We start from the raw sequence: 23,761 nt of genomic DNA, 5'->3' as shown, positions 1-23,761 counted from the left end.
CCGAATCTGATGCCGCACGTCCCCTATCCCTCAGCCTTCAATACGCATCCCAAGTTCGTCAACCAACGCACGGAAGATCTTGTACTGCCCGTTGATGAAGTCCTGCGATTCCTTCGGGTCCATCAGGCGAATGACCGAGCCGCGAGCTTGCATCTTTTCGAGAAAGCCAGCGTCGGCTGTTGCTTCCGTCAGATACTTACCCCACACCTCGGCAACTTCATCGCTCATGCCTGCCGGACCTGCGATACCGGTCCAGCCGACCAATTGCTGCAATGCCGGTTTTCCGAGATCGACAGACGTGGGCGCGTCAAAACCGGTCACTGGCTCAGCGGTTGTGACCATCAGCGGACGAAGCTGTCCATTGGAAACAAAACTCGCAAGCGCGGAAGAGTTCGTGCAGATAAAAGTCGCCGTGCCGTTCAAAACGGCGGTCGCAGCCGCACCGCCGCCCTTCAGCGGAATATGAGTGGCTTGCTCGAGTGGTTTTTCGACGCCGAACTCGCGCAGCACCATCGCGCCGGCAAGATGCAGCAATGAGCCAACACCCGAAGAACTGTAGCTGACGCTGCCGGGGCTGCCCTTTACCTTGGCGATCAGATCATCCATCGACTTTATGTCCGAGCCCGCCTCGACGGCGCAGGCAACCGGGTTGATCTCGTAAACACCGACAAAACGGAAATCATCCAGCGTATAGGGTAGCGTTGCCTTCATCGCCGGATTCACACTGTGTGAGCCGACGCGTGCAAAGAGCATGGTGTAGCCGTCTTTTTTCGCATTTTGTACAGCGACCGACCCGGTCGCGCCACCAGCCCCGGTTTTGTTGATCATCACCAGCGGTTTGCTCGCGACTTTGCCGAGTGGATCGGCAAGGGTACGCGCTGAGATATCCGTCGCTCCGCCCGGGCCGTAAGGAATAACCATTGTGACCGCGCGTTCGGGGTATTCGGCGACCGCAACGCCTGCAGTCAGGCCCAAGGCCAGGGCACTTAGCGCACCCACCATCATCTTCTTCATCGTTTTCTCCCTAGTTCTTGAGCAACTTAATAGGCCTTTGAGCGGGCCAACTCATTCTAGCTCTTGAACACAGCCTATTATTAAGTCACGATTTACAACAACCACTAATCCTAACGATTATTGTTAGAAAAACTTACGAATTATCCTCTTGAAGCCATGACCATTAGAACGCTTAAAACTCTGATTGCGATCGCCGATTACGGGACCTTCAGCGCAGCGGCCGATGCTGTTTTCGTCACCCATGCCGCCGTCAGCCAACAGATGAAAGCCCTGGAGGACGAATGGCAGATAGCGGTCTTCGACCGAAGCAAGCGCGTGCCCGAATTAACGCCCGTCGGCAGAGCCCTCGTCGCCAAAGCCAGGGAAGTCGTGAAGGACTACGAGAATATCGTTCCCTCCGTCCTGGGGGATGACGGCCTCAGCGGAGAACTGAAACTCGGGGCGATCCCAACGTCGCTGACGGGGCTGGTGCCCTTATCTATTTCCATGCTGAAGTCCGAATATCCCGAGCTGTCGGTCCGCGTTGTGCAAGAACTGACCACAAGCCTCGTAGAACAGGTCGAACGGGGCGCGCTGGATGCAGCCATTGTCACCCGGCCTCATGTTTTGCAATCGAATCTGGTGTGGCAAAACCTCGCGATAGAAGTGATGGAGTTGTTGGCGTCCCCGGCAACCACATCCAACGACCCCAGGTACTTGCTGGAAACACAGCCCTATATTCGCTTCACGAGAAACGCTGTCGTTGGTGGCATGATCGAGAACTGGTTGCTGGAGCAAAAAATCGAGGTCAAAACCAGTATGGAACTGGAAAACCTGGAAACCATTTCTCCGATGGTTTTCAGCAATCTCGGCGTTTCCATTGCACCGCGCAGCTGTGTCACTCAGCCTAATCCCCTCCCCCTCAAGCATATCTCTCTAAGCGATGTTCCTTTCACACGCGAACTGGGGCTGATCTCGCGGCCCGACAGCGTAAAATTCCGGGTTATCGAAGCCCTGGTCGAGAAGCTGCTAATGGCGGTCAAAATCGGCGTCTATGCGCCGAAGTTCGGTCAAGAAGAAGCGCCCGCTGAATGACGCTCGAATTTTTGTTCTATCTTGCGGCAGGTGCCTGCGCGGGCGGGTTCGTCAACGGCCTGGCCGGGTTCGGCACGTCGCTTTTTGCCCTCGGCTGGTGGCTGCAGGTTATGCCGCCTGTCCAGGCCGTTGCCATTTCACTGGTCATGTCAGTCGCCAGTGGCCTTCAGGGTGTGGTGCTGGTGCATCGTTCGATCGACTGGCGACGCCTGTCGCGCTTCATGATTCCGGCCGTTATCGGCGTACCCATCGGGATCGGCTTCTTGGCCGATGTTAATCCAATGCATTTGAAGCTCGTGGTTGCCGGCTTTCTAATTCTTTACGGCGGATTCTTTGCATTCCGACGCAGCCTGCCGAAACTCACGCGGCCCACGCCCGTGATCGATATGGGTGTAGGATTCATCGGCGGCATCCTGGGGGCTATCGGTGGACTGTCGGGCGCCCTGCCAACCATGTGGTGTTCTATGCGCCCCTGGTCGAAAATGGAACAGCGTGCGGTGCTGCAGCCGTTCAACGTCGTTATTCTCAGTCTCGCGACAGGTCTCTTGTGGATTAAAGGCGGATATGACCTTGAAACAACTCTCAGCATTGCCGCCGCCTTTCCGGTCACCCTGATCAGCGCGCAGGTCGGCATCACGGTATTCAAACGGCTGACCGACGATCACTTCCGGCGGCTGTTGATCGTGCTTATGCTGATCTCCGGATTGGTGCTCCTTCTGAGGGAACTGCCCTGGGATGTCTTCACGAATGGTTAGCGTACCTTCTTCCGAAGCCTGCCTTCATCGGATCGATGTGTCGGTATACCGCGTTCCTCTAAGCGTTCCGGTCTCTACCTCCTTCGGCATCATGGCCGACAGACCGGCGGTTTTCCTGCGCTTGACCGATACCGAAGGTGCCTTCGGCTGGGGAGAGGTGTTCGCCAACTGGCCGGCTGCCGGGGCCGAGCACAGGGCACGGCTTTTGATGCTGGACCTTGCCGAGATGGTTCTGGGCACAACGCTCCAAGCGCCTTCCGAACTCTTTTCCCGACTGGAACGTCAAACTCATATCAGAGCCCTGCAGTGCGGGGAATGGGGCCCCTTCCGGCAGGTGATCGCAGGGCTCGACGTAGCGGTCCATGATCTTTTCGCGCGCAAGGCAGGCCTGCCGTTGAGAACATTCCTCAATGCAAAGGCATTGGATTGCGTTCCAGCCTACGCAAGCGGAATTCACGTGAAAGACGGCATCGACGCCATCACCCTTCAGCGCAAAGCCGGTCACCGTGCCTTCAAGGTCAAGGTGGGATTTGGGGGCGGTGCCGACCTCGCCCAACTGTCGGCCACTGCAGCGTCACTGAAGCCGGGAGAGCGACTCTTCGCCGACGCAAATCAGGCCTGGTCATTGCCCGAGGCATTGGCCTTTCTGAATGCCGCGAAAGACCTGGATCTGGGTTGGATGGAAGAACCAATTCTGGCTGACGCACCTGAATCGGACTGGGTTGAACTCGCGCGCGCAACGAACATCCCGCTCGCGGGCGGCGAGAACATCGCGGGCCGTGTCGATTTTGATCGAGTGATCACCTCGAAGGTTCTTAAGTATGTGCAGCCGGATGTCGCCAAGTGGGGCGGTATCAGCGGATGTCTGGGCGTGGCCCACCGCGCATTGGAGGCAGGTTTGACCTATTGTCCGCATTTTTTAGGTGGCGGAATCGGGTTGATGGCCTCCGCACATATTCTGGCGGCGACAGGTGGCTCCGGATTGCTGGAAGTCGATGTCAATCCCAACCCGCTGCGTGAAGACTTTAAGGCAGCGGCGAACCAGGTGGCCGGGGGATACTTCAAGCTTTCGGAAGATATCGGGCTAGGTATCGATGAACTGCCGCCGGGGATCGAGCGCTTCAAAACGCTCGAACTGACCAAAACCTTTGGTCACTAGTGTGGTGGAGCTGCAGTTCCAGTCACTTATGACGTCTTGGCAGGTCCGCCACATGAACGCCTATATCACTTCATCAGTGCGATCGTCGGTTTCGCCATACCGTTTCAACGTCGCGGGCCGCGTGCCTTCGTAAGCTTTCTCGATAAAGGCGGAAATCTTGGCGTTTTCGCGCTCGAACAGGCAGTTACCTTCTAAGTCCGACGCAACGATAAAGGGACCCATGTTGTTGCACTTGAGCACCCACATGGCCTGGGCCAGGCCCAATTCCTCGTTCCAGTGCACGGCCTCGACATTTTCGACCCCGCGCCCCAACAGAGCACCGGTACCGTAGCCGACCGTCGTCAGGTAAATCGCCCCATTAGGGACGAAGTGTTGCTTGTAGTCAGCCTGGCTCATTCCCCCCTTTCCGACGATCAGCTTGGCGCCAGATTTGGCCATCCACTCTCCGATCCATTTCGAGAAGCGAAAGGACGCCGTCGCCGTCACCGCTCCCATCGTGAAGGAACCGTCGGCATTGATGGTCGCCGCCGGCGAACAGTGAAAGTTTGCGGCGCTCTCAGCCGGCAGCTCCATCGGTATGTTTGCCTGATCGTCGAGCGCGCGCATGTAAACGCCCTCGCGCGCCGTGTACATCAAGCCGTCCAGATAAACGATGTCGCCCAATTTCAGAGCGGACAGCGCCTGCGCGCTCGGCGTCGTGCTCAGGCGGACTTTACTTGGCTTTCCGGAATGTCCCATTCCACCGTCTCCCGACGTTGATAATCAGTGAACCAGTCCGGGTCGGTCCGGAATTCGACCCGTCCATCCGCATGGACGCGCGCCACGGCCCGCCGGGATGAAAGGCAGAAGGCATGCACGCTCATCTGCATGCCGCCGGTATGGCAGTAACCGACCTCGATGTTGCAATCGATCACCATCGACTTGCCGACGAAACCCATGGCCCCCATTCCGATGGAATTTCCCAGCTCCTTGAACTCGTCCTCAAGTGCGGCGATCTTCGGGTCCGGATTGCGGTCCCCGACCGTGCGAAGGCAAGCCGCACGTTTGCCCAACACCATGCAGGCATCTTTCGAGCCGCCCAGGCCGATCCCAATAATAGCCGGCTGGCAGGCAAGCCCGCGTTTCCCGAAGGCGACCAGGCTGTCGAGAAAAAAGCGTTTGATTCCCTCGATCCCGTCGGATGGAAAAAGCATCCGATAATCGGTTCCGAAAAGCCCTCCCTTGTGAACGGTGATCAGATCGATCCATTCGCCATCGGGCTCAAAGCCATATTCGATCTCCGGCGCACCGATGCCAACGTTGTTGTCGTGATCGGTGCGCCAGAGAGGATGTACGCGGTTGGGCCGAAGAGGAATATTGGAGGTGGCATTGGCGGTCGCCCGGCGCAGCGCCGCCTCGAGCGCCACAGGCCCGCCTTCGATCCGGGCTTCGTTGCCCATCTTGACGTACCAGCGTGGACAGCCCGTATCGCCGCACATTGCGCGGCGATCTTCCTTCGCTGCCTCGTAATTCTCCAGCATCGCCTGCAGAACGAAAGACGAAAGGTCGCCATCTTCTTCGGCCGCGGTCGTTTGCAATCCTGCCAGATAGTCCTGCGGGATCTCGATCGCAGCCTTGGCCATCAATTGTTCAGCGGTCCGCTGTATCACCTCGATTGAAATCATTGTGCCGCCTCCACCAGGCTTTCCGGTTCGCCGTCTTTCAACACGGTCTCCCCGGGTTTGACGATGGTGAACCTGACCGCCTCACGGGTGACCTTGGTCTCGCCATCGCTCTGTCGGGCAACCGTGAAGTAGGAGCTCTCAATCTCACCGCTCTCGGGGAAGTCCTCGCGGTAATGCGCGCCGCGTGAGTTTTCCCGGCTCAGTGCCGCCTTGGCGATGACTTCTGAAATCTCGACAAGGCTGCGCAGATTCAACCAATCGTGCCAACTGAGGTTGAAGGCGAGATTCTCACCCGCAACGCCCAACTCCATCAGTTCGGCCCCGATCTCCGTGACTCTCGACAGACCACGTTCGATCCCGGGACCAGTCCGCAATACACCAACGTCGTCCCACATGACATCCTGCAATGCTTTGCGCAGCATCTGGATGTTCGCAGGCTTTTTGCCAAGCGGATGGCAGGCACGCTCGACCTCCGACCGCAAGATCGTTTCGTCCGGATCTCGTAGGACCGTCATGCTTTGAACATCTGCGCCCATGATATCCCCGGCGACGCCGCCATAAACTGTGGAATTTGCCACACCGTTGCCGCCGAGCCGGTTCGAGCCATGCGCGCCGCCGGCGTCTTCACCTGCAACATACAGGCCCGGCAAAGCGGTATGGGTATCCGGATCCACAACAACGCCGCCCATAAAATAATGCGCCGTCGGTACGACCTCGACCTTGCCGGCCGCGAGGTCGAAGCCACTATCCGCGCAGCGCTTGACCATCCCCTTGAACTTTTGGCGTACCGTGTCCGGCCCCAGGTGTCCCATGGAAATATAGACGCCACCGTTTTCGGAGGTGTTATTTTTACGCATCTCGTCATAGATGCCCCGGCTGACCACGTCGCGCGTCGCCCGTTCGCCTTTTTCGTCGAGATCGAACATGAAGCGGTGGCCATGGCCGTTTAAGAGCTGACCGCCCGCGCCACGCAACCCTTCCTCCAGGACTGTGCCGGTCATCTTTGTATCTTCACCCGCCAGCAGACCGGTGGGATGAAACTGCACCATCTCCATGTCACGCAAGGGCAGCCCCGCACGCAGGGCCATCGCCAGACCATCCATGGTCTTGTCGCCGGAAGGTGTATGAAATTTATACATGGTCGGGCCACCGCCCGTCGCCATCAAAACCGTCTTCGCGCGCACGAAACGAAAACCGCCGCTTCGCATGTCGATGAAAAGCACGCCGGCTAACCCGCTTCCGTCCCGTGCCGGGATCAGACTGATGGCCCGATGCTCTTGCAATTTTTCGAGCGGCCGCGCCAGCACCTGCTCCATCAGCCGGCTGATAATCTCGATTCCGGTCAAATCGCCTTTATGGACGGTACGATCGAATGTCTGTCCGGCAAATGCCTTTTGATGCAGCGAACCGTCGACGTTGCGGTCGAAGAAGCATCCGACTTCGTTTTCCAACTCCCGCACGCGCTCCACGGCGGTTTTGCAGAGCTTCCAGGCCATATCCTGATCCGGCAGCCACTTGCCGCCTTTGATCGTGTCCATGAAATGGCGTTCGACGGAATCGCCCCGCCCCAGCGCCACATTGTATCCACCCTGCACCATGCGGGTGCAGCCGCATTTCCCGATCAGCCCCTTTACCGCAATCGTGATTTTCTTGTCGGGTGCTGCCTTTTGCGCGTGAAGCGCCGCGAACAAACCCGCACCGCCTGTGCCCAGGATCAGGATGTCCGTGTCGTGCCGTTCCAGTTTGCTCATGTCTGACATCATCACACAGCCTGCAAAAAGAACGTGCCTGAAACCAAAAACGAGGCCGCCACTGCGCTTGCGGCCAGCGTCTTCTGGCGCGGCGACCAGGGCAGAAACTCAAGCGCCAGAAGCCTCAGGCCGCCGAAGATGTGGATAGCCAGGAGAAAGACCAAGCCGAATTCGGCCAGCTTGACGATGGTATAGTCCGTCCACCGCAGAAACCCGTCCAGGCGTTCGGGCTGGGTAAGCGCAAAGGCCAGGACGTAAAAATGCAGCGGCAGGAACAGCACCAGCGCGAGACCGGAAACCCGATGCAGCAAGAAAGCATACCAGAGCGGATGAGATCTATGCGGGCGGATCATAGGGCCGTCACGGCGTAGACGGCACGTGCTCCCATGTAGAGAAGGCCTAGAAAAACGGTCCAACTCAAGGCATTGAGAATTGTCTCTTTGATCTTAAAGCTCTCAAAGAGGATCACGCGAAGACCGATGGCGGCATGAACCGAAACGGCCGCGACGAAGCTGCCATAAAACAGCATCCAGGCAAGGCTGCCCTGGGTACGTGCCAGGATTTCGCCGGCCGACAGACCGCCCTGCACCGCGTAGATCATCATCGCAATATGCCCGAGGGTAAGCGGTATCATGATCAAAGCCGAAATGCGCTGCGCCATGTAGAGTCTCAAGTCCAGCATGGTTCAATCCCTTCGCCGAAAAAAAGACTTCGCTGTCTCTCGCTTCAGGCCCGCGATGGAGGCCGTCGGGTTGAGCTCATTCGGACAGAATCTCACACAGCTCTGCTGCGAGTGGCAGTTATGGCATCCACCCTTTTGCGATACGGCATCAAGCCGAACATCATGCCCGGCGTCCCGTTCGTCGTTCATCAAGGTCCAGGCACGGTTCAGCGCGGCGGGACCGAGATAGTCGGGATTTGCCTCCACGACATCGCAAGCCGCGTAGCAAACTGCGCAATTAATACATTCAATCGCGCGATCCGCCTCGACGCGCATGGGATGTTCCGAGCTGATCGCCTCAATGGCATCGGCGCGGGTTTTGGAAGGATGAAAAACTCCTTCGGCCTTCACCCATTTATCAAAAAACGGATCCATGTCGGCGACCAGGTCCTTGATGACCGGCAGATTGCGCAGCGGCTCAACCGTCAATCTGTTGTTCTTCAGAACCTTTTTTACGTGGGTACGGCAAGTCCAGCGTGGTTGGCCGTTGACCATCATCGCACAAGAACCGCACATTCCCACGCGACAGGCAAAGCGATAGGATAGGGTTGAGTCGGCATTCTGTTGGATCCAGGAGACCACATCGAGAATGGTCTGGCTTTCACGCTGTGGAACGTCAAAGCCTTCAAAACGCCCGCCCTCGCCGTCCGACCGCCAGACTCTTACTTCCATTGTTTGCCCGTTTGGCATGTCCCGAATGTTCGACACTATCTACTCGCCTGGTTTTCCGTGCTCGTTGGTACAAATCCAAACCGCGGAAAACTCCACCGATTCACCGGAATTACACCATAGTCAGGGCAGTCTAATGGTGAGTTATTCTAACAAAAAGGAACAAATACTAACCTATTTAGTAAATTATTTTTACATAAAACTGGGGACTGTTTGGCTGATAAATCCTGGTTAGGAGGAGGGATTTAGGCAAAATACCGAAGGGCCAAGACGCAAAAACCAGTTGTCACGCCCGCTCAGAACTGACGGAAATACAGACCCCCAGGTGATCGGACCTCGCGCGAACACCTCTCCAACGGAAACGCTCGAACGCGATCAGTCAGAACTAAGGCTTTCGGCCCAAGCCAGCGTCCTGGAAACCACTTCTTTCTCAAGACCCTCGAAGCCATGATGATGCAATGGACCATGCGGGTCGCCTGTCATGCCTCCGCCGGAAAATTCCATATAGTCTTTCTGGGGGGCGTCCAGATTTTGAAAGAAAGCTTCAGCACTTTCGGGACGGCAGATACGGCAGCGGTCATTTCGATGATGAACGACTAAGACAGGAACCTCGATCCGATCGCCGACGACCCTCTCCATCGCAAACCTGTTCCGCTTTTCAATCTCGCTGAGGTAAATGCCGGAATAAAAGATAATTCCCTGGATCCTGTCGCCATGATTTTTTGCGAAATGCCCAACCGAGACGGTTCCCCGGCTGATGCCCGCTAAAAAAATCGGCAGGTCGTTTTCTCGCTTCACGCTTTCGACGAGGCGTAAAATCCGTATCACATGATCGTCCGACAAACGATCCGCAAAAGAGATTTTTCGCTTCACCGGATTTGGAAAGATGAAGACATTGGCGCCGGCGTTCACGAAGGACCGACGCTGCCGGATAAGGAAGTTCTGCGAATTCAGGTTTCCCCGCCAGCCGCCGCCCCCGGCTAACAGCAGTATGTTTACCCGCGAGGCGGCATTTGTGATCTGATAAACCGGAAGTTCAGAGATCCCCGCAACGACGATCTTTTGTTCTGCCGCGAGAGCGTGGCTCGCATAAAGAAGCATCAGAAGCGGGAAGATCAGAAGCCTGCATTTTCTTGATCTGAAAAACACGCGGTGCCCCACTTTTCGGCTTTCACTTTGTTACAAAGCGATTGCCGGCATCACTCCCACTCGATGGTCCCCGGCGGTTTCGAAGTCACATCGTAGACCACCCGATTGATGCCCCGCACCTCGTTAATGATCCGCGTCGCCGCCGCCGAGAGGAATTCGTGGTCGAATGGATAGCTGTCAGCGGTCATGCCGTCGGTCGAGGTCACGGCCCGAAGCGCACAGACGTAGTCGTAGGAACGCCCGTCCCCCATCACACCCACGGTCTTCACCGGCAGCAGCACCGCGAAGGCCTGCCAGATGGCATCGTACAGGCCTGCCTTGCGGATCTCGTCCAGATAAACGGCGTCGGCCTTGCGCAGGATCTCGCATTTTTCGCGGGTGATATCACCCGGGATGCGGATCGCGAGACCCGGCCCGGGAAAGGGATGCCGGCCAATCAGACTCTCGGGCAGACCCAGTTCGCGTCCCAGCTCCCGCACTTCGTCTTTGAAGAGTTCGCGCAACGGCTCGACAAGGGACATCTTCATGCGTTCCGGTAAGCCACCCACATTGTGGTGCGACTTGATGGTCACGCTGGGTCCGCCAATGAAAGAGACCGATTCGATCACATCAGGATAGAGCGTGCCTTGTGCCAGGAAGTCAGCACCACCCAGACCTTTGGCTTCCTCGTCAAAGACATCGATAAAAGTCCCGCCAATAATCTTGCGCTTGGTCTCTGGATCGGAGACGCCCGCCAGCTTGCCCAGGAAGAGATCGCTGGCATCCTTATGGATCAGCGGAATGTTGTAGTGGCCCCGGAACAGCTCAACCACCTGGGTTGCTTCGTCCTGGCGCAGAAGACCATGGTCGACGAAAATACAGGTGAGTTGATCACCGATGGCTTCGTGAATCAGGACCGCCGCGACGGAAGAATCGACACCTCCCGAAAGGCCGCAGACCACTCTGCCTGACCCCACTTGGGCGCGGATCTTCTCAATCGCCTGCTGGCGGAAGGCCGCCATGGTCCAATCTCCACTGCACCCGACGACTTTGTGGGTAAAGTTCGACAGCAGCTTGGCACCGTCCGGGGTGTGCATGACCTCAGGATGGAACTGGACGCCGTAGATCTTGCGCTCATCGTTGGCCACCATGGCATAGGGAGCGCCTTCGGAGGTTCCGACAATCCGGAAACCTTCCGGCAGGCTGACCACGCGGTCGCCGTGGCTCATCCAGACCTGGTGCCGCTCGCCGCTGGACCAGAGGTCCTCGAAAAGACCGCAGCCGTCGGTCACATCCACGTAAGCCCGGCCAAATTCCTGATGGTCCGAAGGATCGACCTGCCCGCCCAGTTGAGCACAGATGGTCTGCATACCGTAGCAGATGCCCAAAACGGGAACACCGAGATCAAAGGCGACATCGGGTGCCCGGGGCGTGTCGCTCGCCGCCACTGAGGCCGGGCCGCCGGAGAGAATGATGCCACGCGGGTCAAAGTCGCGTACGCGGGCCGGATCGGCGTTAAAGGGAATCACTTCACAGTAGACTCCGCTTTCGCGAACGCGCCGGGCGATGAGCTGGGTCACCTGCGAACCGAAGTCGAGGATAAGAATGCGGTCTGTCATGCGCGGGAAATTAGGCGTCAGGCCAAGCCAAGTCCAGCACGCAACCACCGCCGCCGCAGAGAATCTTCACGATTATTGCGGCGAAGGTCTCAACGACCGGCCTGACAGTGCTAGATATCGGGCGTGAGTGCCCTCAAGGCGCTGGAATCAGGCCAACCATAGGCCACTTCTTCCAGGAGAGTTCCGGCAAAGCGTTCCCGCCGCTCGGCGATTCGCTCGCCACCCAAAGCTTCATAAAAGAAACGTGACGGATTGCTGGCCAGGACCCATATGACCGCCGACTCCATGTCCGCTTCGAGCAAGGCTTGAAACAGTCTGCCCAGCAGTTGCCTGCCGATACCCATGCCCTGCCAGTCAATATCTACATAAAGGGTGTAGATCTCGCCGCTAAACGGCAGTTCCCGGTCGCGAGACGGCCCGGCGTGGCCAAAGCCGACGATCCGGCTCTTCTCCATCGCGTCAGCAGCAGGCCGTGTCTCCACCAGCTGGATGGATTCGCGTTTGCTTTTTCTATCGATCCAGCGACGCCAGGACCGTGCCTGTTCATCGATTGTCATGGAGGCAAGATACTGGTTCGGAACCATTCCTGCGTAGGTATGGCGCCAGGTTTCGATATGGACCCGTGCCAGTTCGCGGCTGTCTTGTCGGCGCGCCTCACGGATATGCAGCTTCGCGCTCATCCTCCAGCACGGCGCTCCAAAACTGAGACAAAAAACCCGTCCGTGCCGTGTTTATGCGGTGTGAGTAAAAGATGTGCCTCTTCGGTCGGACAGGCGACTTCGGGCAGAACCGACGCCCAGACATCGGAAATGCGGCACTGCGTGAATTCGTCGTTATTTTTGAGAAAGGCCTCGACCTGTGCTTCGTCTTCCTCCTGCAACAGGGAACAGGTGGCATAGATCAGGCGCCCGCCTGGACGCACCAGTCCGGCGGCAGCTTGCATCACTTCAGTCTGCGCCGTCAGATATTCCTGCAGGCGTTCCGGGGTTAAAGCCAAGCGGGCATCAGGCTGGCGACGCCAAACACCACTGCCCGAGCAGGGGGCGTCGACCAGAACCCGATCAAAGGTCCCGGCATTTTCCCGCACCCACTCATTGTCAGGCAGTCTTCGCTGTTCAACCGCGCCGACCCCAGCCCGCTCCAGGCGCGGCACCGCCCGACGCAAGCGTTCGCCATCTAAGTCCAGCGCAACCAGACGCCCTCTACTTTTCATATTGGCCGCCAACCCGAGGGTTTTGCCGCCAGCCCCTGCGCAATAGTCCGCAACGGCCATACCTGGTTGGACATCGCAGAGCAGTGCGATCAACTGCGAGCCCTCGTCCTGTACTTCGATCAGACCGTCGCGAAAGGCACCGCTGGCTTGCAGCGCCCGGCGCCCCTCGACCCGCAGACCAATGGGGGAGATGCGAGTCTCGTGGGTTTCCACCGAGTCCTTGGCCAGCGCATTTTGTGCCGAAGCCCGATCACCCTTTAAACTGTTCACCCGCAGGACAACTTCGGCCTCTTGCTGCAGTGCCGACATTTCGACAGCCATGTCCTCGCTGAAACGCGCCTGCAAATGCCCGTGTAACCAAGGCGCGACTTCATCACGGACCCAGGCGGGTTGCTCAGGATGTTCGAGTCCGGCACCGGAAAGCGCAGCAATCAGGCTCTGTTCGTCGGCGGTCAGTCGTGATGGCCCGTAGCCTTCACCGTCGAAAAACATCTCGAGATCTTCAGGAGTCATCTTTTTGGCAAGAACCAGAACTGCAAGCAGCCGCGCACGCGTCGTAGCCTCAGCGCAGCCTGTCCGTTCCAACCACCAGGTCACACGCAGCCAAGTCCGGAGCGCGGAATAGGTCAGATCACCGATTTCCCGGCGATCCTTGGATCCGACGTAACGGCGGCTGCGGGTATAGGCTGTCACGACTCGGTCGGCAGGCACGGCCCTCGCCTCAAGATCTTCGAGGATCTCAATGACGGCACCTATCCGTGCTCCCGGCCTCATGACGGCCTGCGTTTAAAAACCGGCGCGCGCGCCGTTTTGTTAAACCGAGTTCCGGTAATTGGGGGCTTCGCGTGTGATCGACACGTCGTGGACATGACTTTCCCGTAGTCCGGCATTGGTGATCTTCAGGAACCGGCAACCGCCGCGCATGTCGGCGATAGTGGCGTTTCCGGTGTAGCCCATAGAGGCCCGCAGACCGCCGACGAGTTGATGAATCACGGCCGAGACGGGCCCCTTATAGGCGACACGTCCTTCGACTCCTTCGGGCACCAGCTTGAGGCTGTCAGAAACCTCCTGCTGGAAATAGCGGTCAGCGGAGCCGCGTGCCATGGCGCCCATCGACCCCATTCCACGGTAGGATTTGTAGGACCGGCCCTGATAGAGGAAAACCTCGCCCGGACTTTCCTCGGTCCCCGCCAACAGCGAACCGACCATGATGCAGTCGGCACCGGCAGCGATCGACTTAGCCAGATCGCCCGAGAACTTGATACCACCGTCGGCAATGACCGGTGTGTCGCTGGCACGGCAGGCTTCGACCGTATCGAACAGAGCCGTCAACTGCGGCACGCCAACACCGGCCACCATGCGGGTCGTGCAGATGGACCCCGGACCAATTCCGACCTTGATTGCATCGGCACCCGCGTCGACCAGTGCCTTGGCCGCCTCGCCCGTGGCCACGTTTCCAGCGATCACTTGAGCCGCATTGGAAAGCCGTTTGACGGCCCCTACTGCCGTCATGACGCCGCGGGAGTGACCGTGAGCGGTATCCACCACGATGACGTCCGCGCCAGCCTCCATCAAAGCCTCAGCCCGTTTCAGGCCGTCGTCGCCGACACCGGTCGCGGCCGCGACGCGCAGGCGGCCCTGGTCGTCCTTACAGGCGTCGGGATAGGCAATCGCCTTTTCCATATCCTTGACCGTGATCAGCCCGACACAGCGATAGTCATCGTCAACCACCAGCAGCTTTTCGATCCGGTATTGGTGCAGCAGGCGGCGCGCCGTATCGTGATCGGCGCCGTTCTTGACCGTAACCAGGTTTTCCTTGGTCATCAGCTCGTTGATCGGCTGGCGGTGGTTTTCGGCAAAGCGCACATCCCGGTTGGTCAGAATACCAACCAGCTTGCCGCTGTCCCGCTCCACGACCGGAATGCCCGAGATCTTGTGATACTCCATCAGCGCCAAGGCGTCAGCCAAGGGCTGATCCGGATGAATCGTGACCGGATTGACGACCATACCGCTTTCGAACTTTTTGACGCTGCGGACCTCGTCGGCCTGCTCTTCAATCGTCAAATTCTTATGGATGACCCCCATTCCACCAGCCTGAGCCATCACGATCGCCAGGCGGCTTTCGGTCACCGTATCCATCGCGGACGACAACAGAGGGATCCCAAGTTCGATCGAACGGGTCAGACGCGTGCGGGTGTCGGTCTGTGTGGGCAGGACGGCGGACTCCGCAGGCTCCAGAAGAACGTCGTCAAAGGTCAGTGCTTCGCGGATGTCCATGCCAATCCTCTCTTGAGCGTGACCCTTTCTTGATTCATCCAATCAAGAGTCCAGGTCGCCTTCTAAGCTGTTTGAATAGAGACTGACTCCGGTTTTATTTTGACTTGCAATAAAACGATCAGGCTCCAATGAATTGGCGCTGCATCATACACATAGGCTGTGCAATGCCAAGCGGATTGCACATGATTCTTTGAAGTCAACCGCAAGACGGAAAAAATTGATCTCTTTCAAGAGTTTCTGCTTGAATGATCACCTATAAAGCCGTCCAGGCGATCAGGATTCACCCTCTGGTCCTCGAAAGCCGGTCGCCACCAGATACATCTCGGCGGAGTCGCTTCGGCTCGCTGCCGGTTTAACGTGCCGGACCTTGGTAAAATGACGTTTCAACATATCCATCAATGTCTGTTCGGCGCCGCCTTGAATGACCTTTGCAACAAAGGATCCCCCCGGTGCCAACACCTGGATAGCGAACTCCAACGCCGTTTCGACAAGACCCATGATGCGCAGGTGATCGGTCTTGGCATGCCCGATTGTGGCAGCTGCCATGTCCGAGAGCACGATATCGGCGGCCCCGTCCATTTCGGCCTTCAAGCGATCCGGAGCATCATTGTCCAGGAAATCCCCAACCAGCAGGATGGCACCCGGGATTTGCTCGATTTCCAGCAGATCGATTCCGACAACCTTGCTGCCAGGGGCCGCGCGTTCCAGTGAAACCTGCGTCCAGCCGCCAGGTGCGGCGCCGAGATCGATGATCCGGCGCGCCTTGGACAGGAAATCGTATTTTTCGTCCATCTGCAGCAGCTTAAAGGCCGCACGCGAGCGGTAGCCGCGCTTCTTTGCTTCGGCCACATAGGGGTCGTTCAGTTGCCTTTGCAGCCAACGGGCGGAAGAATTGGAGCGCCGCTTGGCGGTCTTTACCCGGACCTTCAAGCCGCGTCCCGACAGTCCGCCTTCGGACTTCGCGCCACCTGATCTTCCCGCACCGGATTTTACGCCACTGGGTTTGCCACGGCCGCGGCCGCCGCCTTTGCCTCGAGAGGAGCCGGTCATAAAAGAATTCCGTATCAGGACCGATTAGAAGACGGATAAAGTCCCTATATCACAATCTGTTAAGTCGCAATACCACGCATCAGGGTAAAGATAATCCCCTCGCGCAGACCGCGGTCCGCCACCCGCAGGCGCTCAACAGGCCATGTCCGGCAGAGCGCGTCAAGGATCGCACAACCGGCCACCACCAGATCCGCCCGCTGATGACCGATACAGGGGTGGGCCGCACGCTCATCATAGGTCATGCGTGCAACCCGCCGGTTCAGTCCTTCAATCGCCTCGCGGGACAGATAGGCGCCGTCGACATGGCGCCGGTCATAGCGGGCGAGATCCTTCTTGATGCCCACCAGCGTGGTCACCGTACCTGACGTCCCCAGCATCTGGACCCGCCGGCCCTGAACCGAGTCGAAAATTCCGTTTTCGTTTTCAAATGGTGCGAGGGCTTCGAGAACGTCCAAAACCATGCGCTCGTAGCAGGATTCCGAAATGTCAGCGCCGCCATAGCGTTCTGCCAGATTCGTAACGCCCATCGGCAGAGATTTCCATGCAAGCAATGTAGGCTGATCCGGTGCGGAATCCCGTCCCGACGGCTCATTTTCCCAACTATCGGGCGTCCCGCCATCCGCCTTAGTGCCGTTCAGTGGCACCGCACCTTGGCTGCCGCACAGGCTCTGGAATGGCTGTGAATAACCGGGCAATCCTACCCAGCAAACTTCGGTACTTCCGCCGCCAATGTCAAAAACCAGAGCCGTTTCGACCTTAGGATCGAACAATGGAGCACAGCCGTAGACAGCGAGCCGGGTCTCCTCAAGGCTCGAAATCAACTCGAGTTTCAATCCAAACTCAGCTTCGACCTGAGCGCAAAAATCGGCGTAGTTACTGGCGCGCCGACAGGCTTCGGTTGCAACGCAGCGCGCCTTGGTGACGCCCAGACGATGCATCTTTCCAGCACAAATTTTCAATGCCCGCAAAGTGCGTTCCATGGCGACATCAGACAGACAGTCGGATTGGCTCAAGCCCTCCCCCAGACGCACGACCCGCGAAAAGGTATCGACAACGCGGTATCCATTTGGGGCGGGTTTGGCGACAAGCAGACGACAGTTGTTCGTGCCCAGATCGAGCGCCCCAAAAACCTGGGAGCCTGCTCCGCGGTTGCCATTTCTGCTTCTGGCAGCTGTGGCGTTTCTCTTCGTGCCACTGCCGTGCCGTCCACCAAGGTGATTGCCGGTTTTGTCGCGCGCACCGCAACTCCGGCGTCGTGAACCTCCGCTCACGCCCCCGTATCTGGCCTCAAGGGTCCAGCCTCCCAACCTCTGTTCAACGGCGGTTCTCGATCGACCGCCTTTACAGAAGTTTTACCCCACGGGCGGTAAACAAGCCAGCACCTCGGCCCCTCTCCAGTACCAAAGGAGAAAAGAAGGAATTCGTCCGCTGCAAAGAAAAGCAGTTGAAAGCGCGGCGCACTGGGACTAAATAGGGGCCGCACGTCAACGAGACGGCGGCTGGTCACGGCCCTGTCCGCATCGTTGGGGGATAGTTTAGCGGTAGAACTCTCGGCTCTGACCCGAGCAGCCCTGGTTCGAATCCAGGTCCCCCAGCCAGATTTTCCAAAGAATAGCTGCAATCAGATAACAATCCGCTGTGCTCCTGAGCACTGCCGTGCCGTCGTCGACGCCTTGGTCCCGCGGTAACTGCATAGCTAAATGACAAATACAACTTCGACGGATATGCTCGCTGAAATCTGAATCGGCGGTTGGAAAAACTTTGGAATATTTAAAAACTGGGACTGCCAGGCTTTTGGCGGCAGGTGGTCACGCTCGTGCTGGATTTTGGCGCTGGACGTGGAGTCTTATAGTTCTCTTGGTTGGCTACTTCGCCTTGGCGATATTGCTCCACACAATGTTTATTAATTTTATTTTCGACGGTGCAGTCTGCAATTTGTTGACCGAAGAAATCGGCTCGCGACGGGCTGACGTGCTCATCAGGACATCCTATTGGTTCCTGTCGGTCGCAGCGATGATCCCCGCCGCTGCACTCGCCTTAAAAGTTGTAGGACTGAAGATTACCGACATTGTTTCACCAAAAACTGCCCCCAATTGGCTTCTTTCCGTCATCGCAGCCTTTTCGGTGTTTCTGATTGTCACTCCTATCAATCTGATCAATCTCTGGACCCACAGCCAGCGGTCCGATGTAACCTTCGATCCGTTGTCGGGATTGGCCCTGATCTTCATTCCGATCATCTTGATTCTCATCATTTTTCAGGCAACTGCGGAAGAAATAGTGTTCAGGGGATACCTGGTGCAGCTGGTGGGCCGCTGGACCAAATCCTGGTGGGTCATCACATTGATAATCGGCGGATTGTTTTTCGCAGTTCATTTGCCAAGCCCGATATTCGATGTTTTGGGCTGGCTCGCTTATCTCAACTACATTCTGCTCGCGGTTCTCTTTACGCTCCTAGCACTCATCACGGGACGCTTGGAGTATTCGATTGGCGCACATATCGGCTGGAACTGGGGTTTGCTGGTCCTCGATTACAATTCCCCTTCGGCACCCGATCTCTATCTGGGCGCCGGCGCAATCGTATACACAGGCACAGTTGATCCGGTGTTCATTGATGGCGTGTATGCCGTCCTTCAATTCGTCGTCGTTTTTCTTGTCTGCCTCATTCTCCACTTCCGTTACTTCGCACCTTACCGGAGATAGACATTTCTCGGCATCGATCATCTGTCATGACCAGACAAAGGCCATAAAACGCCGGAGGCGTTACAATCGCCGCCTAAGAGGCCGACTGGCATTCTCAGCCGAACCCGATATGCTCGCAGCGATGTAGATCGGCATTCGGATAAGTCGTGGAGTCTTTGAAAGCAGGTACTGCCAGGCTGCTGGCTGGCGGAGATCAGGCCACAGGTAGCATCTGGCGCTGGATCTTCAGCTTTGCAGTTCTTTGTGGCGGGATTGTCTTCATTCACTTCCTGAACCGCATTCCAGCCGTCCGGCACTTCCTCGGCTGGGTCCTGTTCGATCTGCTGCCTTATGCACCAAACGACCCGCAAAGCCTTGAACTGGTTTATTCGAGTTTCACCTTTATCTTTATCGCGGTGCAGATCATTCCGATCCTGATCGCCCTCCGCATAGTCGGGCTCACGGCCTCCAAAACCGTCGCCCCAAGCGGCCGTGCTCGCTGGGGACTGGCGATTTCGGTGGCGATCGCAATCTCCCTTATCCTCATCTTTGTCGGCTTGATTGGCATCTGGCTGGATGGAGAGCGCCGTGACCTGCAGTTAGCCGCCATCTCAGATGCGGTCTGGGTCCGGCTTCCCGTCGTATTGTTCGCCATTACCTTTCAGGCCGCTGCAGAAGAACTGCTGTTTCGAGGTTATCTGCTGCAGACGATCGGCCGTTGGCTAAAATCCTGGTGGGCTCTTCTGCTTGTTGTCTCCGCTCTGTTTTGCGCACCGCATCTGGTTAATGCGGAATTCGACCTGTCGGAATGGCTGACCTACCTGCACTACGTCCTGGTTTCACTCGTCTTTACGGGGTTAGCGCTTGCAACCGGGCGCCTGGAGTATTCGATTGGCGCGCATATCGGCTTAAATTGGAGCACCATGATCATTGAGGTCAGTTCCACTCCGAGCCCCGAAGCCGCACTTGGCGACTTCCTGTACCTGCGATTATGGGATCCAAGCCTGATTGATGCTGCATATGTGGTTTTTCTGAACGGCTTTATGCTCGTCTTCTGCCTATGGCTTCATTTCCGCCATGTCGAGACAAGGAGGGTTTAGATAGCTCGTATGACCCCCGATCTTGAACAACGGATCAGAGGCGGCATTTGGGGTCTCCTGGTAGGAGATGCACTGGGTGTTCCCTATGAGTTTCATCCAGCGGAAGAGATCCCGCCCTACAATGCTATCGAGTTCATGCCGCCTTCCGGTTTCGCCCGCGCGCATGCAGGAACCGCGCCGGGAACCTGGAGCGACGATGGTGCTCAGGCGCTCTGCCTGCTTGATTCGCTTTTGCAGTGTGATCGTCTGGACCCGGAAGATCTTATGCAGCGGCTTTTTGATTGGTATGAGTCGGGATATCTGGCCGTTGGCGGCGTGGTCTTCGATGTAGGGGTTCAAACAGGTCAGGCTTTCGCTGCCTTCCGCTCGGGCACAGCGGCAGTGGATTGCGGCGGCGCATTACCGGAGGGCAAAGGCAACGGCTCTCTCATGCGTGCGCTTCCTCTGGCGATCTGGCACCAGGGTTCGGATGAAGAGCTCGTTCGTGACGCTTTCCTCCAATCCAGCGTCACGCATGGGCATCTAAGGGTCCGGCTTTGCTGTGCGCTTTACTGTCTCTGGGCTCGCGCTGTCTTACGCGATGCAGCTGAGCCCTGGTTACAGGCAATCGAGAGTATCCGCCGCATCTTCCCGGCCGCGTCGCCCGAACGAGAAGAATTCGAGGCGCATATCCGACCCGAGGCTGAAGCAAGCTGCAGTGGCGGCGGCTACGTGGTCGACAGCCTGAGATCGGCGCGTTTAGTTTGCCAGCAAGAGACCTATGAGGCCGTCGTCCGCCAAGCCATCCGGCTCGGAAACGACACTGATACATCGGCCTGTATCGCCGGTGGAGTCGCCGGCCTGCAATTCGGCATCGATGCAATTCCAGCGCACTGGCGTGCGAAGCTGCGCGGACAAGAGCTCTTTGCCGAGTTGCTGGAAAAGCTCGTGGACAGATGCTGTATCGATTAAGCCCCCGGTTCGAAGATTTATCCTGTTCCGGTCATTTTTCTCCTGCCCCCACCTTGACAAAGCATGGCCCGCCCGCTTGTTTGGCGCCAGCTTTCCTCGGTCAGAGTCTGATCGCTTTTCACTGTATTAGCGAAAAACGTGAATCAGCCTCTATTTTAATAGGTTAGAGGGCGATTCACGTTCTGGGCCGCTTCCGTCAAGAACGATCGCACTCGAGAAAAATCGGAACCGATCCGCATGTCCATCCCCCGTTACAGCCGCCCCGAAATGACCCGCATCTGGGAGCCGGAAAACCGCTTTCATATCTGGTTTGAAATCGAGGCACATGCCTGCGACGCGCAGGCCGAACTGGGGGTTATCCCGAAGGACGCCGCCAAGGCTGTGTGGGACCGGGGCGCCTTCGAAGTTGCGCGGATTGACGAGATCGAACGGGAGACCCGGCACGACGTTATCGCCTTTTTGACGAACCTTGCCGAGCACGTTGGGCCGGAAGCCCGCTTTGTACATCAGGGCATGACGTCGTCCGATGTACTGGATACCTGTCTGGCGGTTCAGTTGACCCAGGCCACCGACATCCTGCTGGCGGACATGGACCGGGTGTTGGCCGCCCTGAAGAAACGGGCTCTGGAGCACAAGGACACGGTGTGCCTTGGCCGCAGTCACGGTATCCATGCCGAACCGACCACCTTCGGCCTGAAGCTCGCGACCCATTACGCCGCCTTCAAACGCGGCAAAGAACGCCTGCTCCAGGCGCGCAGGGAAATCGCCACCTGCGCCATTTCCGGCGCGGTCGGCACCTTCGCCAATATCGACCCGGCGGTGGAAGCCCATGTCGCCGCAAAGATGGGCCTGGAGGTCGAGCCGATCTCCACCCAGGTGATCCCGCGCGACCGTCACGCCGCCTTCTTCGCAACCCTCGGCGTCATCGCCAGCTCGCTGGAGAACCTGGCGGTCGAAATCCGGCATCTGCAGCGCACCGAAGTCCGTGAGGCCGAGGAATACTTCGCACCGGGCCAGAAGGGATCTTCGGCCATGCCCCACAAACGCAACCCGATCCTGACCGAAAACCTGACCGGCCTCGCCCGGGTGGTCCGCGCCGCAGTCACACCGGCTTACGAGAATGTAGCTCTTTGGCACGAACGGGATATCTCGCATTCTTCGGTGGAACGAGTCTTCGGCCCCGACGCGACTATTACCCTTGATTTCGCCCTGTCGCGAATGGCTGGGGTGATCGAGAAGATGTATGTCTATCCGGAGAGCATGCAGAAGAACCTGGATCAACTCGGTGGTCTGGTGCATTCGCAGCGGGTTCTACTGGCACTCACCCAAGCCGGTATCAGCCGTGAGGATGCCTATTTGATTGTTCAGCGCAATGCCATGAAGGTCTGGCAGGAGTCCGCCGACTTCCTAAGCTTGCTCAAAGCCGATGAAGATGTGGCAGGTAAGATGGATGAAGCAGCGCTTGCCGCCTGCTTCGATGCCGGCCATCACACCAAGCGGGTAGATGTGATCTTCGAACGCGTGTTCGGGTAGAATTTACCGCGTAAAACGCTAACGGCTTCGGCGACGAAAATAAGGACTTCCGCCACTCCGGGCCGGAGCCTTAGAACTTGCCGTTGTCGTTTTTCCACTCACTCCGCGGTGCGATTTTTTCGGTCGTGTCCCAATGCTCCACTAGTTTGCCCTGCGCAACACGGAAGAGATCATAAAAGGCGGAATGGACCCCGCCGAAGTTTCCTTCGCTGACGCAAAGCACGAAATTTCCTTCGGCCAAGACACGATGGACACGCTGATAGTCAATGCACTTGCACTCCTTGTCCGTGGCCTTCAAAGCAGACCGGAGCGTAGAAATGCCATCCGCCAGCCGCGGATTATGTTCAGCAAAGGCGCCCTCGTCGACATATTCGGTTAGCTGCTGGAGATGTCCGCCGACAAGCACGGTTTCAACAAAACTTCGAACGAAGGAGCGATTGCGTTCCGTCAGATCATGGTCAGAAGCCTCAGTTGGTCCGTCGACCATACTGCGCCCGGTTTGGTTCGGTCCTTGCCGCTCCTGAATATTGTCCCAGTGTTCCACCGCCTGACCGTCGTCAAACCGGAAGATCTCAAAGCCAATTCTCCGGCTCGCGAAATCGTACTCGGTATGTGCAAAGACGAAATCGCCGTCCTCGAAGGCCCGCACGATATTCACCCGGGGTGAAGTCTTGGACAGCCGCAAAAACAAAGCAGCCAAACCCTCGCTTCCTTCCTGGGTCTGAGGGTTGTGCTGAATGTATTTTTCCTCATTGACCACAGCTATGGGACCGGGATCGCCGGATTCGATGCTTTGCAGCAATGCCCGGATCTGGTCTTTCTTTGACAAGGCCGTCATGTTCACAAATCCCATCCGTGCCAAGAAACTGCACATATGAAAAGAGCCATCGGCGTAGATCCGATGGCTCTTTTGTATCCGTCTAACCCTAGCCGCTATTCGGCCATGATCTGCTCTTTTGCCAGTTCGATCATCTCTTCCATCTTTTTATCGAGCTGATGGGCAGAAACATCGACCGATTTGTCGGCAAAATCGCCTAGAACCTTGCGCTTCACATCGTCGTCGCCCGGCTCCTCCATATCGGCCATCACGACCTCCTTGGCATAGGCTTCGGCATCGCCGCCGCTCAAGCCCATATGCTCAGCGGCCCAGAGTCCAACAAGCTTGTTGCGGCGCGCTTCGACCTTGAACTGCAATTCCTGATCGTGCTTATACTTGTCTTCGAACGCCTTTTCGCGTTCATTGAAGGTGCTCATCTCGCCGTCTCTCCTCGCTACTTTGGTGTGACCGCCGCCTTTGCACAGGCTGCCGCAGGCACGGGTGTTGGGCGTTTGGATTATTCCAAACATATAGTGGCTAAACAGCAACAGGAAAACCGATTTGCGTTCAGATTCTCCAGATTCCTT

Annotated in this window: 23 protein-coding genes and 1 tRNA gene; 8 read left to right on the top strand and 16 right to left on the bottom strand. The window is 57.5% G+C overall.

What is annotated here, in order from left to right:
• Positions 1–30 precede the first annotated feature (30 nt).
• Entirely contained in the window at positions 31–1,014 is a 984-nt protein-coding gene (locus QMZ18_RS27515; RefSeq protein ID WP_282609599.1) for a tripartite tricarboxylate transporter substrate binding protein, read from the bottom strand.
• Positions 1,015–1,170: 156 nt separating this feature from the next.
• On the opposite strand from QMZ18_RS27515, the gene QMZ18_RS27510 reads away from it, so the two are divergent.
• The 3 genes from QMZ18_RS27510 to QMZ18_RS27500 are packed head-to-tail and all read left to right on the top strand — an operon-like array spanning position 1,171 to position 4,002.
• Positions 1,171–2,088 (top strand): LysR substrate-binding domain-containing protein, encoded by a 918-nt coding sequence (locus QMZ18_RS27510; protein ID WP_282609598.1) that lies wholly within the window; start codon positions 1,171–1,173, stop codon positions 2,086–2,088.
• The gene (locus QMZ18_RS27505) at positions 2,085–2,843 is read left to right on the top strand and encodes a sulfite exporter TauE/SafE family protein (protein WP_282609597.1); all 759 of its coding nucleotides are present in this window, start codon (positions 2,085–2,087) and stop codon (positions 2,841–2,843) included. The genes QMZ18_RS27510 and QMZ18_RS27505 overlap by 4 nt, the downstream gene beginning before the upstream one ends.
• Positions 2,836–4,002 (top strand): mandelate racemase/muconate lactonizing enzyme family protein, encoded by a 1,167-nt coding sequence (locus tag QMZ18_RS27500; RefSeq protein ID WP_282609596.1) that lies wholly within the window; start codon positions 2,836–2,838, stop codon positions 4,000–4,002. The genes QMZ18_RS27505 and QMZ18_RS27500 overlap by 8 nt, the downstream gene beginning before the upstream one ends.
• Before the next feature lie 60 nt (positions 4,003–4,062).
• Here the strand turns inward: QMZ18_RS27500 and QMZ18_RS27495 are convergent, their stop codons facing one another.
• The 13 genes from QMZ18_RS27495 to QMZ18_RS27435 all read right to left on the bottom strand — a co-directional run bounded on the left by QMZ18_RS27495 (position 4,063) and on the right by QMZ18_RS27435 (position 17,365).
• A complete protein-coding gene (locus QMZ18_RS27495) occupies positions 4,063–4,740 on the bottom strand; it encodes a fumarate hydratase C-terminal domain-containing protein (RefSeq protein WP_282609595.1) in 678 nt (225 codons plus the stop codon).
• Positions 4,704–5,666 (bottom strand): fumarate hydratase, encoded by a 963-nt coding sequence (locus QMZ18_RS27490; protein ID WP_282609594.1) that lies wholly within the window; start codon positions 5,664–5,666, stop codon positions 4,704–4,706. Before QMZ18_RS27490 ends, QMZ18_RS27495 begins: the two co-directional genes overlap by 37 nt.
• Positions 5,663–7,417 carry an L-aspartate oxidase gene (locus QMZ18_RS27485; RefSeq protein ID WP_282609593.1) on the bottom strand — a complete coding sequence of 585 codons (1,755 nt, stop codon included), beginning with the start codon at positions 7,415–7,417 and terminating at the stop codon, positions 5,663–5,665. The genes QMZ18_RS27490 and QMZ18_RS27485 overlap by 4 nt, the downstream gene beginning before the upstream one ends.
• 11 nt (positions 7,418–7,428) lie before the next feature.
• Entirely contained in the window at positions 7,429–7,770 is a 342-nt protein-coding gene (gene sdhC, locus QMZ18_RS27480) for a succinate dehydrogenase, cytochrome b556 subunit (protein WP_282609592.1), read from the bottom strand.
• Positions 7,767–8,099, bottom strand: a complete 333-nt coding sequence (locus QMZ18_RS27475) for a succinate dehydrogenase (RefSeq protein WP_282609591.1) — start codon at positions 8,097–8,099, stop codon at positions 7,767–7,769. Before QMZ18_RS27475 ends, sdhC begins: the two co-directional genes overlap by 4 nt.
• A gap of 3 nt (positions 8,100–8,102) precedes the next feature.
• The gene (locus QMZ18_RS27470) at positions 8,103–8,846 is read right to left on the bottom strand and encodes a succinate dehydrogenase/fumarate reductase iron-sulfur subunit (protein ID WP_282609590.1); all 744 of its coding nucleotides are present in this window, start codon (positions 8,844–8,846) and stop codon (positions 8,103–8,105) included.
• 336 nt (positions 8,847–9,182) lie between these two features.
• Positions 9,183–9,956 (bottom strand): alpha/beta hydrolase, encoded by a 774-nt coding sequence (locus QMZ18_RS27465; RefSeq protein WP_282609589.1) that lies wholly within the window; start codon positions 9,954–9,956, stop codon positions 9,183–9,185.
• 50 nt (positions 9,957–10,006) lie between these two features.
• On the bottom strand, positions 10,007–11,554 hold the full coding sequence (guaA, locus tag QMZ18_RS27460; RefSeq protein WP_282609588.1) for a glutamine-hydrolyzing GMP synthase: 1,548 nt from the start codon (positions 11,552–11,554) through the stop codon (positions 10,007–10,009).
• Positions 11,555–11,664: 110 nt separating this feature from the next.
• Positions 11,665–12,234: a GNAT family N-acetyltransferase gene (locus QMZ18_RS27455; protein WP_282609587.1), complete on the bottom strand. Its 570-nt coding sequence runs from the start codon at positions 12,232–12,234 to the stop codon at positions 11,665–11,667.
• Positions 12,231–13,541 (bottom strand): RsmB/NOP family class I SAM-dependent RNA methyltransferase, encoded by a 1,311-nt coding sequence (locus tag QMZ18_RS27450; RefSeq protein ID WP_282609586.1) that lies wholly within the window; start codon positions 13,539–13,541, stop codon positions 12,231–12,233. The genes QMZ18_RS27455 and QMZ18_RS27450 overlap by 4 nt, the downstream gene beginning before the upstream one ends.
• Positions 13,542–13,580: 39 nt before the next feature.
• Positions 13,581–15,044 carry an IMP dehydrogenase gene (guaB, locus tag QMZ18_RS27445; protein ID WP_282609585.1) on the bottom strand — a complete coding sequence of 488 codons (1,464 nt, stop codon included), beginning with the start codon at positions 15,042–15,044 and terminating at the stop codon, positions 13,581–13,583.
• Between the two features lie 273 nt (positions 15,045–15,317).
• Positions 15,318–16,094 (bottom strand): RlmE family RNA methyltransferase, encoded by a 777-nt coding sequence (locus QMZ18_RS27440; protein ID WP_282609584.1) that lies wholly within the window; start codon positions 16,092–16,094, stop codon positions 15,318–15,320.
• 59 nt (positions 16,095–16,153) lie between these two features.
• Positions 16,154–17,365 carry a Ppx/GppA phosphatase family protein gene (locus tag QMZ18_RS27435; RefSeq protein WP_282609583.1) on the bottom strand — a complete coding sequence of 404 codons (1,212 nt, stop codon included), beginning with the start codon at positions 17,363–17,365 and terminating at the stop codon, positions 16,154–16,156.
• A gap of 253 nt (positions 17,366–17,618) precedes the next feature.
• Between QMZ18_RS27435 and QMZ18_RS27430 the strand changes: the two genes are divergently transcribed.
• From QMZ18_RS27430 to purB, 5 genes are all read left to right on the top strand, one after another.
• Positions 17,619–17,692 (top strand) — tRNA-Gln (locus tag QMZ18_RS27430).
• A 298-nt stretch (positions 17,693–17,990) separates the two neighbouring features.
• Positions 17,991–18,794 (top strand): CPBP family intramembrane glutamic endopeptidase, encoded by an 804-nt coding sequence (locus QMZ18_RS27425; RefSeq protein ID WP_282609582.1) that lies wholly within the window; start codon positions 17,991–17,993, stop codon positions 18,792–18,794.
• A gap of 146 nt (positions 18,795–18,940) precedes the next feature.
• Complete coding sequence (locus tag QMZ18_RS27420; RefSeq protein WP_282609581.1) at positions 18,941–19,873, top strand: CPBP family intramembrane glutamic endopeptidase; 933 nt, start codon at positions 18,941–18,943, stop codon at positions 19,871–19,873.
• A gap of 9 nt (positions 19,874–19,882) precedes the next feature.
• Positions 19,883–20,824 (top strand): ADP-ribosylglycohydrolase family protein, encoded by a 942-nt coding sequence (locus tag QMZ18_RS27415; RefSeq protein ID WP_282609580.1) that lies wholly within the window; start codon positions 19,883–19,885, stop codon positions 20,822–20,824.
• A gap of 237 nt (positions 20,825–21,061) precedes the next feature.
• Positions 21,062–22,357, top strand: coding sequence for an adenylosuccinate lyase (purB, locus tag QMZ18_RS27410; protein ID WP_282609579.1), 1,296 nt, complete (start codon positions 21,062–21,064; stop codon positions 22,355–22,357).
• Between the two features lie 70 nt (positions 22,358–22,427).
• Here purB and QMZ18_RS27405 read toward each other — a convergent pair whose 3' ends face one another.
• Both QMZ18_RS27405 and QMZ18_RS27400 read right to left on the bottom strand, forming a co-directional pair.
• Complete coding sequence (locus tag QMZ18_RS27405; RefSeq protein WP_282609578.1) at positions 22,428–23,195, bottom strand: nuclear transport factor 2 family protein; 768 nt, start codon at positions 23,193–23,195, stop codon at positions 22,428–22,430.
• A gap of 95 nt (positions 23,196–23,290) precedes the next feature.
• On the bottom strand, positions 23,291–23,611 hold the full coding sequence (locus QMZ18_RS27400; RefSeq protein ID WP_282609577.1) for a DUF1476 domain-containing protein: 321 nt from the start codon (positions 23,609–23,611) through the stop codon (positions 23,291–23,293).
• Between the last annotated feature and the right edge of the window lie 150 nt (positions 23,612–23,761).

It is taken from the genome of Pelagibius sp. Alg239-R121 (genome assembly GCF_947331435.1).
GTDB lineage: Bacteria > Pseudomonadota > Alphaproteobacteria > Kiloniellales > Kiloniellaceae > Denitrobaculum.
The sequence above is the reverse complement of the archived record's forward strand: the minus strand, read 5'-3'. Positions and strand labels throughout refer to the sequence as shown.